General features: G+C 62.7%; 13 protein-coding genes and 1 tRNA gene. 7 read left to right on the forward strand and 7 right to left on the reverse strand.

Annotated features, from left to right (window positions below):
* Nucleotides 1-243 precede the first annotated feature (243 nt).
* The 4 genes from HBNXHr_RS07745 (at nt 244) to HBNXHr_RS07760 (ending at nt 2855) form a co-directional block, all read left to right on the forward strand.
* Nucleotides 244-783, forward strand: a complete 540-nt coding sequence (locus tag HBNXHr_RS07745) for a cob(I)yrinic acid a,c-diamide adenosyltransferase (RefSeq protein ID WP_275736666.1) — start codon at nt 244-246, stop codon at nt 781-783.
* A gap of 52 nt (nt 784-835) precedes the next feature.
* The gene (locus tag HBNXHr_RS07750) at nt 836-1093 is read left to right on the forward strand and encodes a hypothetical protein (RefSeq protein WP_275736667.1); all 258 of its coding nucleotides are present in this window, start codon (nt 836-838) and stop codon (nt 1091-1093) included.
* Between the two features lie 48 nt (nt 1094-1141).
* A tRNA-Val gene (locus HBNXHr_RS07755) sits at nt 1142-1216 on the forward strand.
* Between the two features lie 187 nt (nt 1217-1403).
* The gene (locus tag HBNXHr_RS07760) at nt 1404-2855 is read left to right on the forward strand and encodes an ATP-binding protein (protein WP_275881711.1); all 1452 of its coding nucleotides are present in this window, start codon (nt 1404-1406) and stop codon (nt 2853-2855) included.
* Nucleotides 2856-3020: 165 nt separating this feature from the next.
* Here HBNXHr_RS07760 and HBNXHr_RS07765 read toward each other — a convergent pair whose 3' ends face one another.
* Complete coding sequence (locus tag HBNXHr_RS07765) at nt 3021-3968, reverse strand: NAD-dependent epimerase/dehydratase family protein (protein WP_275881712.1); 948 nt, start codon at nt 3966-3968, stop codon at nt 3021-3023.
* 134 nt (nt 3969-4102) lie between these two features.
* On the opposite strand from HBNXHr_RS07765, the gene HBNXHr_RS07770 reads away from it, so the two are divergent.
* Nucleotides 4103-5188, forward strand: coding sequence for a galactokinase (locus tag HBNXHr_RS07770; RefSeq protein ID WP_275881713.1), 1086 nt, complete (start codon nt 4103-4105; stop codon nt 5186-5188).
* A 36-nt stretch (nt 5189-5224) separates the two neighbouring features.
* On the opposite strand, the gene HBNXHr_RS07775 is transcribed toward HBNXHr_RS07770, so the two are convergent.
* Together HBNXHr_RS07775 and HBNXHr_RS07780 are read right to left on the reverse strand one after the other, a co-directional pair.
* Nucleotides 5225-6070: a universal stress protein gene (locus tag HBNXHr_RS07775; RefSeq protein ID WP_275881714.1), complete on the reverse strand. Its 846-nt coding sequence runs from the start codon at nt 6068-6070 to the stop codon at nt 5225-5227.
* Nucleotides 6071-6149: 79 nt separating this feature from the next.
* Entirely contained in the window at nt 6150-7247 is a 1098-nt protein-coding gene (locus HBNXHr_RS07780) for an NADH:flavin oxidoreductase/NADH oxidase (protein ID WP_275881715.1), read from the reverse strand.
* Nucleotides 7248-7389: 142 nt separating this feature from the next.
* On the opposite strand from HBNXHr_RS07780, the gene HBNXHr_RS07785 reads away from it, so the two are divergent.
* Nucleotides 7390-8013 (forward strand): ribonuclease H, encoded by a 624-nt coding sequence (locus tag HBNXHr_RS07785; RefSeq protein WP_275881716.1) that lies wholly within the window; start codon nt 7390-7392, stop codon nt 8011-8013.
* Between the two features lie 10 nt (nt 8014-8023).
* Here the strand turns inward: HBNXHr_RS07785 and HBNXHr_RS07790 are convergent, their stop codons facing one another.
* Nucleotides 8024-10279 carry an NADP-dependent malic enzyme gene (locus HBNXHr_RS07790; RefSeq protein ID WP_275881717.1) on the reverse strand — a complete coding sequence of 752 codons (2256 nt, stop codon included), beginning with the start codon at nt 10277-10279 and terminating at the stop codon, nt 8024-8026.
* Between the two features lie 134 nt (nt 10280-10413).
* Here HBNXHr_RS07790 and HBNXHr_RS07795 point away from each other — a divergent pair, with 134 nt between their 5' ends.
* Entirely contained in the window at nt 10414-11226 is an 813-nt protein-coding gene (locus HBNXHr_RS07795) for a COX15/CtaA family protein (RefSeq protein ID WP_275881718.1), read from the forward strand.
* Here HBNXHr_RS07795 and HBNXHr_RS07800 read toward each other — a convergent pair.
* From HBNXHr_RS07800 to HBNXHr_RS07810, 3 genes are read right to left on the reverse strand one after another with little or no spacing between them, the layout of a single operon-like run.
* Nucleotides 11223-12704: a replication factor C large subunit gene (locus tag HBNXHr_RS07800; protein ID WP_275881719.1), complete on the reverse strand. Its 1482-nt coding sequence runs from the start codon at nt 12702-12704 to the stop codon at nt 11223-11225. The two genes, HBNXHr_RS07795 and HBNXHr_RS07800, sit on opposite strands and share 4 nt — an antisense overlap.
* A gap of 57 nt (nt 12705-12761) precedes the next feature.
* Nucleotides 12762-13136 carry a PIN domain-containing protein gene (locus tag HBNXHr_RS07805; RefSeq protein WP_015790733.1) on the reverse strand — a complete coding sequence of 125 codons (375 nt, stop codon included), beginning with the start codon at nt 13134-13136 and terminating at the stop codon, nt 12762-12764.
* Nucleotides 13137-13367 (reverse strand): AbrB/MazE/SpoVT family DNA-binding domain-containing protein, encoded by a 231-nt coding sequence (locus HBNXHr_RS07810; RefSeq protein ID WP_275736678.1) that lies wholly within the window; start codon nt 13365-13367, stop codon nt 13137-13139. It lies immediately after the preceding gene.
* Nucleotides 13368-13369 lie beyond the last annotated feature (2 nt).

A 13369-nucleotide genomic window follows, 5' to 3' on the forward strand; every position in this document is an offset into this window, starting at 1 on the left:
CCAGTGGCACCCACACTGTCGAGGACCGGGGACCGATGACAACCGGAATGGGGACTTTCGGCTGCTGCAATCGGCGATTCATCTGATTCCATCCAGGGCGGCGGATACGCAGGTGTCCCGGGGTTGCAGACACGACTGCTCAGCCCCATTCAAATATGAGAATTAGTACCGATACCGCCCTCATTACCTGGGAGCGTCCAGAGTCGCTCCAATATTCAAGGGCGTCGACACCGTAGCAATGCTATGTCACTCTACACTGGCCGTGGCGACGAGGGAAAGACAGACCTCCACTCCGGCGACCGGGTCTCCAAAACGAGTCCCCGCATCGAGGCATACGGAACAATCGACGAACTCAACGCACTCATCGGGACGATCCACCCGACCGAACACGACGACGTGGCGGAGGTCCTTCGGAGCGTGCAAAATGATCTTCACGTGGTACAGGCGGAGTTCGCCACGCCAGCGGCGACTGACGACGATCCACTGATCGAAACTGAACACGTCGCGCAACTCGAAGCCTGGATCGACGGGTTTGATGCTGATCTACCGACGCTTGAATCGTTTGTCCTGCCTGGCGGGGGCGACGGCGCGAGCGCTCTCCATCACGCCCGGACGGTCTGTCGACGTGCGGAACGCCGCGCCATCGCGCTCGCGGAGACAGCGGACGACGGCGTTCGGAAGCCGCCGCTGGTCTACCTCAACCGGTTGTCGGACCTGTTGTTCGTCCTCGCCCGGACGCTCAACGACCGGGCGGGGGGTACGGAACCGACCCCGACATACTGACTCCTCCGGGACCGCCACAATGATTTTATCGCTGGTCCCCGTATCAATAGATATGAACAAGCACTTCGAAGACGCACGGTACTACCTCAAGCGAGCCGGCGAAACCGCAAAGAAGGGCGTCGAGGAAGAACTCGAACCCGTCCGGGAACGATTCACGGAGCTGACCGGCGAAGACGAACCCGAGCCGGAACCTGGTCGCTTAGAGAAGATACGTACAGACCTCAAGGGGGTGCAGGAGAACGCCGAGGGGGAGGCCAAGGAAGCTATCAAAGACGCCCGGAAAAAGATCGACGACTACCGGACGGAGTGAGAGCGCTAAAGCAATTCTTAAGTTCGCCCTGCCAGTAGCGGGTGATGCGGGTTGGTGATCTAGTCCGGTTATGATACCTCCTTCACACGGAGGAAGTCGGCAGTTCGAATCTGCCCCAACCCACTTTTGCCGCGAACAATCCGTGAGCGGATGTAATGTAGGCAGATTCGAATGCAATAATGTACCCAGTGAGATCGACTGGTCATCGGATATTGCACTGCGAAGAGTACTATCTCCCGATTAGAACGAAGAGTATCGGATTCGAGAACCTCGGAGGCAGATATATTACCGTCTCTATGCTAGGCGGGGTATGAATGAGCCGTCGTCGATCGACGTGTTACTCGTCGACGACAGTGGATTCTTTCGGACTGTCGTCTCGGATAAACTGGCCGGTTGGGAAGGGTTATCGGTCCGAAAGGCGAGTTCAGGGCCGGAAGCCCTGGAAGTGTTGGAACGTGAAGCGATCGATTGCGTCGTGAGTGACTTCGAAATGCCGGAGATGACCGGCCTCGAACTGTACGAACGCGTCGAAGCGGCGTACGGTTTGCCGTTCGTGTTGCTGACCGGCCAGGGCGACGAGGAAACTGCGAGCCGCGCGATCGGCACCGGTGTCGATGACTATCTGCGGAAAGCGGAAATCGCCGAGAGCGGACAACTGGACCTGCTGGCGAACCGCATCCGGAACGTCGTCGCACAGCGCCAGGCACGCGAGAAGTACGAACTGTTGGTGAACAACACGCCCGACGAGATATCCCAGGTCGGCAAGGACGGGACGATCATGGCAGCCAACGAGGCGACGGCACGGTCGTTCGACACAACGCAATCTGCGCTGGTCGGAAAACACCTGACGGATATCCTCCCGAAGGAGACGGCGGCCAGCCGCCTAGAAGAGGGGCGGAGAGCCCTGACGATCAATTCGGCAGTCACATTCCAGGACAGCGTCGGGTATCGCCACTTCCACAACGTCGCCGTGCCAGTGAGCGTCGGCAGCGAAGCGGACTCCTTCCAGTTGATCACGCGGGACATCACCCAACAAAAGCGACGCGAACAGCAACTCGAAGAGCGGACCGAGAAGTTAGCGGTCATCAATCGGCTCGTCCGCCACGACATCAACAACGACATCCAGTTGCTCATCGGGTGGGCCGATGGCGTCAGCGACCACGTCGACGAGGAAGGCCAGGCGTATTTAGACCGCATCCAGAACACCTGCGACCACATATCGGAGTTGACGACGATCGCGCGTGACTTCGTCGAGTCGATCGGGAGCGACACCGATCTGGAGTACTCAAGCGTGAATCTGCGGTACATCCTCCAGTCCGAAGTCGAAAAGGCCGAACGGCGACACGAGAATCTCGTCGTTTCGGTCGACGGTGAGGTCCCAAAAGCAACCGTGAGAGGGAACGAACTCCTGTCGTCGGTGTTCGGCAATCTCCTGAGCAACGCTGTCCGTCACAACAACGGGAGCGAACCGCGGGTAAACATCCGCGTCGAGGAGGGCGAGACGGACGTACGAGTCCACGTCGCGGACAACGGCCCCGGTATCCCTGAAGCGACTATCGACGGGATCTTCGGCAAAGGTGAAATGGGTCCCGAAAGCCCCGGAACCGGGATCGGTCTCTATCTGGTTCACACCATCGTCGATCGCTTTGGCGGGCAGGTCAGCGTCGAAAACACTTCAGATGGACTCGCTGGCGAGAAAGCGGCTGTGGCCGCGGACTCCACCGGCTGTGTGTTCACGGTCGAACTCCCGAAATACGTCTGAGCACTCGGTGTAGGGCAGTTTCTCGGGTACAGCTGGGTATGATGGTGCCTCGAAACGACGGACCCATGCAGGGTCGAAGTGTGCTAGCTGCGTCCGGAGTGGTGGCCCAACCAGACTGAATACGTGCCGGATCTGCCGTGTACAGAGAATCGTCGGCTCCGGAACTCAACCGAGGTGTGGCTCGTTCTCGGGATCGTTGAGAAGTTGGCGGACGCCCTGGCGGATGGCCTGGTCACTCGAAACGGACGGTTCCCAGCCGAGCGCGGCGAGTTTCTCGATCGAGAGGCGCATCTTGGGCACGTCGCCGGTCCAGCCGCGGTCGCCGCCGGTGTACTCGTAGTCGGGATCGACGCCCATCTCGTCGCTAATGATATCGGCGATCCGGTTGACCGACGTGGTCGTGCGCGTGCCCAGATTATAGGTGTTGACCGCGTCGTCGGCGTGCTCGACCACGTAGCACATCGCGTCGATGCAATCGTCGAGCGACATGTAGGATTTCTCCTGGCGGCCGTCGCCGCGAATGGTCAGCGTCTCCGGGTCCTCGGAGAGTTTATATATGAAGTCGGGGACGACGCCTGCACCGTATCGCGGGCCGACGATGTTCGCGAACCGGAAGTTCCAGACCGAGAAGTCATGGCTATGGGCGTACACCGACAGGAGACTCTCCTCGGATAGCTTCGCCGCGCCGTACTCGCTGATCGGTTCGAGCGGGGCGAAATCCTCGGGCGTGGGTCGCGGCGCTTCGCCGTAGACAGTCGAGGAAGACGTAAACGCGATATGCTCGACGCCAACGTCGCCCATGCGTTCGAGAACGTTGTAGGTCATCTCGCCGTTGGCCTCGAACTGCTCGCGTGGCGCGTCGGCGTTGACGTATTTGTCCGCTGCGAGATGAAAGACAATGTCGACGTCACCCGTAATAGCGTCGGCGACGACCGCCTCGTCGGTCAGATCACCCTCGATGAAGGTCGCTTCGTCAGGCACGGACGACCGGATGCCGTTCGATAGATTGTCGACGACGGTAACGTCGTTGTCCGCCACCAGTCGCCGGGTGAGTGCCGCACCGATCAGTCCGGCACCACCGGTCACGACGACCTGCTTGTCAGTCAGCTCCATGTCCCCAAGCCAGGGCATAGCTGGAAAAACATATCGGAGTGGCCATGGCCGAGGGGGCTTTCCCTGAGCCGTTCGTGCAGTCCGCGAAATTCCCACGGCGGCCTTTTTGCTGGTCGAGTCAAACAGAGAGGTACATGGTCGATTTCGAAGGGGGCTATACCGTCAGTTCCCCGGGTCGCGTCAATCTGATCGGGGGCCACACTGACTACACACTCGGGTACGTGATGCCACTGGCGACGGATCTGCAGACGCGACTCGAAGCGACCGTGAGCGAGGACGTACACGTGTCTTCGAGCGCGGTCGAATCGAGCTATTCGTTCGCGACCGACGATCTGGAACCGGTCGAGGACTGGGTCGACTACGTCAAAGGCTGTTATGCTATCTTACAGGCGGCGGGATACGATCCCGGCGGCTTTCGCGGCGACATCACCACGACACTGCCGATCGGGGCCGGGTTGAGTTCCTCGGCAAGCCTGGAGCTTGCGGTCATGGCACTGTTGAACGAGGCATACGACCTTGGCCTCTCGCGGGAGCGAATGGCGCGGCTGAGTCAGCGCGTCGAGAACGACTACGTCGGGGTCGCCTGTGGGATCATGGATCAGTTTGCCGTGGCACTCGGGCAGGACGGCCACGCACTCTCGATCGACACTGAAACACTGACGTACACGCCAGTCCCGTTTCCGGACGGAATCGAGATCCTGGTCTTTCACACCGGTGTCTCCCGGGGACTGGTCGAGTCGGCCTACAACCAGCGTCGGGAGACCGTCGAGGGTGCGCTCGAGAAACTGGACGTCGATTCGTCGACGGCCGTGACCGAGGCCGATCTCGTCGGACTGCCCCCGCGAGAGCGAGAGCGACTCGGGTACGTCGTCCGGGAGAACGCTCGCGTCCAACGGGCGCAGGCGGCACTCGAAGACGGGGAGATTCAGACGTTCGGGGAGATACTTCTCTCCGCACACCAGGACATCGCCGACCACTACGACGCCAGCTGTAAAGAACTGGATTTCGTCGTCGAGACGGCCCTCGAGGCTGGAGCCTACGGGGCACGATTGACTGGTGCTGGTTGGGGTGGGGCGGCGATCGCCATCGTCGACACTGAAACCGTCGAATCGGTCGCCACGTCCATCGAAGCGGCGTATCGAGAACAGTTCCCGGAACACGATCCCCACTACTACCGCATCGAAGCTTCGGACGGCGTCCGAGTGACACGCACTGGTTGACCGACAGCCCTACCGTGATCGATCGTGTGGGCGACGTCACTCACCGTCAGGTTCACGGACCGTAAGTACCGGGACGTCGGCTGTCCGAACCAGTTTCTCGGTGACGCCACCGAAGAGATACCGGTCGATCCCGGTCCGGCCGTGGGTTCCGACGACGATCAGATCGATCGGGTTCGCCGCGACGTACGAATCGATCTCTGCGTGGACGGAGGAACCGCGAACGACGGTCGTCGAGACGTCGGAAATCGACGCCTCCCTTGCCACCTCACCAGCGGCCTCGACGGCGTCGTGGGCACGCTCGTCCATTCGATCCCGGCTGGCCGTCGAGCGGACGTTGGCGTCGTGACGTGAGGGTTCGACGACCGAGAGGGCGGTCAGCGGGACGTCGGCCACGCTGGCGAGGGTAACGGCAACGTCGAGTGCCGCTCTGGCAGACCGGCTGCCGTCGGTCGGCACCAGCACTCGACGGTAGGGATAGCGCAACTCGGCGTCAGGACAGGCAGTCAGCACGGGAACGTCCGCAAGCCGGATGACGCGCGCCGTGACACTCCCGAGGAGGAGTCGTTCCAGCCCAGTCCGGCCGTGGGTCGGCATCACGATGAGGTCGACGTCTTCCGCGTCGGCGTATTCCAGAATCCGCTGATAGGGGCGCCCCGACCGGATCGCCGTCACCGGGTCGAGTCCGCGCTCGCGGACGCGATCGGCCGCCAGCTCGACCAGCTCGGTCCCGGCAGGCTCCTCCAAGTCGGCCGCCGTCTTCTCGTCCTGAACGGTCAGTACGTGGACGCTCGCATCGTGGTCGGCAGCGAGATCCAGCGCGTGTTCGAGCGTCGACATCGCCCCCGCGCTCCCATCGGTCGGAAAGAGAACTCGATCCACCATGTGTCTACGAGAACTGACAGCGGGAGGTGCCAAAAGTGTGCGTGCCGAAGGTGCTTGAAGGCCGTGGCCGACGCTCCGCTCAGAACGCCCGATCGTACTGTGGCGGTACGTCGACGCGATCCAGCGCGTCGAGTTGGTCGGCAGCGCGGATCGTGAAGTACGGGTCCCGAAGGTGCTCTCGGCCTACGATCGCGAGATCTGCCCGACCGTTGGCGACGATGCCGTCGGCCTGTTCGGGCGTCGTGATCTTGCCCACGGCCCCGACGAGCAGGTCCTCGGGCGTGCCGTCGCCGATCCGCTCGGCGTGCGGGACCTGATAGTTCGGTCCCGCTTCGTCGGGATACGAGGCGGGGGCAATCCCGCCGGAACTCACGTCGATCAGATCGACGCCCGCCTCATAGAGGCCCCTCGCCAGTCGGACCGACTGCTCGACTGTCCAGGACTCGCCATCGTCGATCCAGTCAGTCGCGGAAATCCGAACGAAAACGGGTTTCTCGTCGGGCCAGACGTCCCTGACTGCGGAGACAACCTCCCGAAGGAATCGCGTTCGGTCCTCGAAGCTCCCACCGTATTCGTCGGTCCGGTCGTTCGTCGCCGGCGAAAGAAACTCGTGGAGGAGATACCCGTGAGCGGCGTGGATCTCTGCAATCTCGAACCCGGCCTCGAGTGCGCGTTCGGCCCCGGTCCGAAACGATTCGATCACGGTCTCGATGTCGTCGTGATCCATCCGCCGATGGGGCGGGGCTTCGCCGTCGTACGGCCAGGCGTTGCCGCTCGGGCCGATCGTCTCCCAGCCGCCCGAATCGGGCTGGACGGGAGTGCTTCCTTCCCAGGGTCGACGCTTGGAGGCCTTCCGGCCGGCATGAGCCAGTTGGATCGCTGGAATCGAGCCTTCCTTGGCGATGAACGCCGTGACCGGCTGCCAGGCCTCGACGTGCTCGTCCGACCAAATGCCGGTATCCTCGGGTGAAATCCGGCCGCGGGGTTCGACCGCCGTCGCCTCGCTCATGACGATCCCAGCACCGCCGACGGCCCGGCTGCCGAGGTGGACGCGATGCCAGTCAGTCGGGAGACCGTCCCGATCTTCACAGGAATACTGGCACATCGGCGAAACCATCACACGGTTCGGCGCGGTCGTGTCACGCATGTCGAGCGGCGAGAAGAGATCGGGTGTCATCAGACTCGGATTGGGCTCCGGGACTGATGAACGTCCCGACTCGGGTGACACCGGTCCCAGTAGTGGGACTGCTGGTCGGATATGTTTGGCAATGATTGGCATCCAAGGAAGATTTACAAGGGCTCGACCGCGTAGATTTCATATGGCCGCATACGGCCGGCCGAACCTGAGAGACCTGTTCGACGATTCTCCGACGCCCCACATCGCCCACCCGCCACGGACTCATCATCGGGATTTCTATCTCGCCACCGACGGGTCCTTCCACGGGAACACGGGTGGTCTCGGCGTCGTGATCGAGACCCGTGATGGCGAGTGTGTCGCTCGCCTGTCAGTTCCGGATAGCGTTCCGGACAACAACATTGCGGAATATCGGGCACTCCACTTCGGACTGGATGTCCTGGCTGCCAGGACACCGTCCCGCTCTCGCGTTGGCGTCCTCGTTGATCACGACGAACTGGCGGCAAACGTCAACGCGGCCATACTGGACTTCGAGACGCCCGACGAGCCGTCCCCACACCGGATGTCGATTCCGCCGTCCATTACCAACCACTGGCGGGGCATCCAAGCGCGGGTGAGCGGCTTTCACGAACTCAGGGTCGCCCGGATCGAGAGCGACCGTAATCCCGCCCATCCGCTGGCGAACGCGCCGGAAGAATACGCCCACGTGAACGACGAATGCGAACAGTGTCTGCGCCCCGAGCCGCCGGCAGATGGCGACCGTCGTATCCCGCCGCCCTCACGCGCAGACCGACCAGCCAGTGATTAGGCGACTATCGCTACGTTTCCGACTGTGCGTCGACCACAGCGACACCGGCAAGGTGGACGATATCCTCGACGTCGTCGCCACGCTGGACGACGTGCACCGGGCAGTCCATGCCGGCCAGCATCGGCCCGACCGCGTCGGCGCCGCCGAGCTCTTCGAGGAGTTTGTACGCAACGTTGCCCGCTTCGAGATTCGGGAAGATCAGCACGTTCGCCGGTTCGTCGAGATCGGCAAACTCGTAGGTACCTGTCAGGACCTCTTCTACCAGCGCCGTGTCGGCTTGCATCTCACCGTCGACCGGGAATGTCACTGAGGGATCGCTCCTGAGGCGGCGAGTTGCTTCCCGCGGAACAGCCGTGTGTTCGTCCTCGACACTCCCGAAATCGCTATAGGATAGCAATGCAGCGCGAGGATCGACGTTGAACTGTCGAGCCAGGTCGGCCGTATGCTGGGTCACCTCGGCCAGCACTGCCGCGTCCGGTTCGGGATTGACGGTCACGTCGGCGACGAAGATAACTCGATTCCGGAAGGTGAGCATGTACACGCCTGCTGCGTAGTTGGCATCCGGGGCCGTCCCGACGACCTCAAGCGGCGGTCGGAGCGCGGAAGGATAGTGATCGGTCGCGCCCGTCAGCATGGCGTCCGCATCGCCGGTTTCGACCATCGCACTCGCGAGATAGTTGCCGTCGGTCAACAGTTCACGGGCCTCGTCCCGGGTGACCCCCTTTCGGTTGCGAAGTTCGTACAGTCTATCCGCATAACAGTCGACGGCATCGCCACCGGGATCGACGATCGTCGGATCGAACGAGAGCCCGAGTCTGTCGGTGCTGGATCGAATCTCGGCACGATCGCCGACGAGGATCGGCTCGGCGATGCCGCGGTCGAGAAGTTGGTACGCGGACCGGATCATCGTATCGTCAGCCCCTGCCGCGAGGACGATCCGCTGTGGGTCGCTTTTGGCTTTGTTGAGAATGATCCGCATCATCTCTCTGGATTTGCCAAGGCGCGCTTCGAGGGACTCGACGTACGTCCCGAAATCGGGCTCCCGTCGTGCGGCACCGGACTCGACTGCGGCCCTGGCGACGGCCGGGGCGACTTCGAAGAGAACCCGTGGATCCAGCGGTTTCGGGATCACGTATTCCGGGCCGAACTGGATCGGCTCGCCACCGTAGGCTTTCACGACGGCATCGGGAACGTCCTCCCGGGCGAGTGCCGCGAGTGCCTCGGCGGCCGCGACTTTCATCTCCTCGTTGATCCTCCGGGCGCGGGCGTCCAGTGCGCCCCGGAAGATGAACGGGAAGCCGAGAACGTTGTTGACCTGGTTCGGGTAGTCAGATCGGCCGGTCGCAACGATCGTGGTGCCCTCCCCGGCGGCTTTGGCGTCGTCGTAATCGATCTCAGGGTCCGGATTCGCCATCGGAAACACGATCGGATCCGCGGCCATCGAGGCAACCATCGACCGATCGACGATCCCACTGACCGAGAGGCCAACGAAGACATCCGCGCCAGCCATCGCGTCGGCCAGGTCACCCGCCGGCCCTTCGGTCGCAAACTCGGCCTTGTACGCGTTGACGTCGCCGGACTCGGCCCGCACGTCGGTGACGATTCCGCCGGAGTCGACCATCGTGATCGCCGATCCGGGGACGCCGAGCGATTCGAAAAAGCGGGCGGTCGCGATGGCACTCGCGCCAGCGCCCGAAAAGACGACCTCCAGCTCCGAAAGGTCCTTCCCGAGGATATCGATGGCGTTCAACAGTGCCGCGCCGGTGATGATGGCCGTCCCGTGTTGGTCGTCGTGAAACACCGGAATCGACAACGACTCCTGAAGCTTTTCTTCGATGGTGAAACACGCTGGCGCACCGATGTCTTCCAGGTTGACGCCGCCGAACGTGGGTTCGAGTGCCTCGACGACGTCGATCATCCGTTCGGGATCGTCGGCGTCGACCTCCAGATCGAAGACATCGATGTCGGCAAAGCGCTTGAACAGCACTCCCTTGCCCTCCATCACCGGTTTGGATGCGAGCGGGCCGATGTCGCCCAGTCCGAGCGTGGCACTGCCGTCCGAGACGACGGCGACGAGGTTGCCCTTTGCCGTGTACTCGAAGGCGTCGGCGGGATCCGCGTCGATCTCCCGACACGGCCCGGCGACGCCGGGCGAATACGCGAGGCTGAGATCCCGCTGGGTGTTTGTCGGCTTCGTCGTGGCGATCTCGAGTTTGCCGGGCGGGTCCCGTTGATGGTAATCGAGTGCGTCCTCTTCGAGGCCCATACGGGGAACCTCTCAGGCATGGACTAAAAGGTAGGTGACAGTCGCCAAATCTTGCGATGGCGCGGAAACGACCGGGACGACGTTCGGTCGCCGGAATGACGGAGGCTAAGTGAGTTCCGGACGAAGGGGACGCCATGAACCGTCGATTTCGCTCTCTCGTCGCCACGACGCTGCTGTTCGTCTTCGCGACGATATTGCTGGGCGTCGCCACGAAGTCCTACGGCGCTGGGCTGGCCTGTGAGGCGCGCTGGCCGGTCTGTGACGGCGGACTCCTGAATCTGTTTCCGGAATCGTTCCCGAGTTTCTTCGAGTGGATCCACCGGGTCGTCGCCGGCATCGGCGGGCTGTTCATCGTCGGGTCCGCCATCGAATCCTGGCGTCGTGAGACGCCCACGAGGATCCGGTACGCACTGACCCTCGGTGCGCTGTTGACGCCGCTGCAGGTGCTGCTCGGCCAGCAGACGGTGACCAACTTCGGGATGTCCGAAGTGCTGACGGCGCACTTCTGGACCGCTTTCACCATCTTTGGGGCGTTCGCCTTCGCGTTCGTCGCGACCTGGGCGGACTCGATCCGGTCGACGCATCTCGCCGCCGCTGCGGTCGGGGGGCTCGTGCTCTTTCCGGCCAACGTCCTGTTGACGCCACCGTTCATCAGCAGCTACACGCCCGTTCTGGGCACCCTGCAGTACGCGGTGTTGCTCGTGTTGGTCCTTGCTGTGCTCGTCCTCGTCGTCGTGGGCCGCGAGAAATTGTCCGGCACGTTCCGACACGCGCCGCTCGCTTCCCTGGCCGCGTTGCCGGTCGCGGTCTATCTCGGCCGCCATCTGATCGCCGCCTCACCACTCCACCAGACGGCGTATCTGCTCGCCGGTCTCGTCGTCTATGGCGGATTGGTCGGGAGTACTGTGGGTCTATGGCGGACTGAGAATAGCGCCGACCGGATCTAGACGAAGTCGCCGAGACCGGTCTGTTGATCGTCGGCCTCATCTTCCTCGACGCTCGTCTCAGCCTCGTCCGGAGCACTGCGTTCCTCGGCTTCTTGTGAGTCGATCGGTTCCGGTTGGCCGTCCCGTTGCTCACCGTCAGTGCCCTGGGACGACGAATCGCCGGTTTCACCCGGGTCGAACGCGCCTTCCGAGGCGTCGACGGCGGCCGTTTCCCGGCGTTCTGCCGCGTCCTCGACGATCGAAGCGATCTTGTTCGTGTCCGCACCGCTGCCCGTAATGAACGCCACGTGGTCGGCGTCGAGATCGTAGGCCGCCGTCATCGAAACCGTCAACTCGCGGTTCTTGCAGTGGTGGGTCATCGTCTCCAGATACGGCAACACCTCGCGGCGCGCGGTGGACATGCTGACGCCGCTGGTCGTCGCAATGGCGCGGGCGACATCGTCGCGCGTGTCCCGTGCGCCCCTGGTTCGACCGAGCTTCGACCAATAGCTCGGCGGGCCATAGCGCGTCCAGCCGCCCTTCTCACCGCTGCGTGCGGCCGCGACACCGGCTGTCATGGCGTCGGACGCATATCGCCAGAAGGAGTAGTTCTGGGTAGCCCGCACGCGACCGAGCCACCGGTCGGCGTTCGCGAGCGAGCGGTAGGCACGTGCCAGTTCCGCGCCCTCGTAGTCCTTGGGCACGTTGTCCTCGATCCAGGAGATGAGGTCGTCGGGCGTCTCGTCGACGTCGTAGGACGCTTCGAGGGTTTCCTGGGCGTCTGCTTCCTTCAGGACGGTATCGAGAAACGAAAAGATGTCAGTCGTCCGGTCGCGTTCGCTGGTCACGACGTCGTCTTCGGTCACCGTGTCCCGGCCCTCGGCGATGGCCTGCAGATCGTTGATCGCTCCCCGAAGATCACCGTCGTTCATCTCCGCGATCTTTCGGAGTGCCTCCTTCTCGAAGCCGACGTCCTCCTGTCGGCAGATATCACGGAGGACAGGGACGATCGACCGGGTGGAGACGTCCCGAAACTCGATGTCCCGGCAGGCGTTCCGGAGGCCCTTGCTCATCTCGTAGAACTCGTTGGCGATGAGGACGATCGGCTGTTGGGCCTCCTTGACCAGGGCCGTGATCGCCCGCGTCCCGCCGCGGTCGACGTTGCCGTGGAGGTTGTCGGCCTCGTCCAAGATGACGAGTCGCCGCCCTGATCCACCCTGGGCGAGCGTGCCGCTTTTGGCAGCCTCGCCCGCGACCTGCTCGATGACGTCTTTGGTCCGGGAGTCACTGGCGTTGAGTTCGATCGTCGGCCAGTCCATGTCGTTGGCGAGGGCGTGGGCCGCCGAGGTTTTCCCGATGCCAGGCGAGCCATAGAGGACGACTGCCTCGCGGTGGTCGGGCCAGGACTCGGCCCACTCCCGGAGGGCGTCGCGGGCCTTGTCGTTGCCCCGCACCTCCGCGAGCGTCGAAGGACGATGAATCTCCGTCCAGTCAGTCATTGTCGGGGGAAGGTGCGACCGGCGTTTAGCTTCTGCGGTGACGGCCGGAAGGGTGAGTCACTCTTCGAGAACTGTCCTCAGATCGAGTCGGGATGTGACTTGATCGTAGGTGTCGTCGCTGGAGACGATTGTCTCGCCGTCTGACTCGATATAGTGGAGCGCATCAAACGGTGTAAATCCGTAGTCATCGACGTACGTTGCCGCGGTCACGACCGTTTCGACGTCGCCGTCAACCTCAACAAGCGCGGCAGCGTTCGTCACGACTCGCTCTGCCTCCCGATCTTCGCGGTACGCGACGAGGAGCAGTTCAATAAGTGTCAGCTGAGATGTCCAGAGGTCCTCACGGTGAGTGGTATACACCTCCTCGGCAGCCTCCCCTAACCAGTCGTCGTCCTTGATCAGTGCGAGCAGAAAGTCAGCCTCGACGTACATTCACCGACCGGCCTCCTCGATGGCACCCGCCCGTGCCCCCTCACGAAGTTCACTGGCCGTCTTCTCTACGTCCGAAAACTCGTCTCGAAGCGCCCCAAGCGGATCGTCCGCGACGGGAACCAGCTTGATACCGTCATGGAGAGAAACAACGTAGTACGTCTCACCATACTCTTCACGCACTTCTTTTGGCAACGTCAACCGCCCCCGGTCGTCAAGCGTCGCTTGGGTCATGT

Source organism: Halorhabdus sp. BNX81 (genome assembly GCF_029229925.1).
Classification (GTDB): Archaea; Halobacteriota; Halobacteria; order Halobacteriales; family Haloarculaceae; genus Halorhabdus.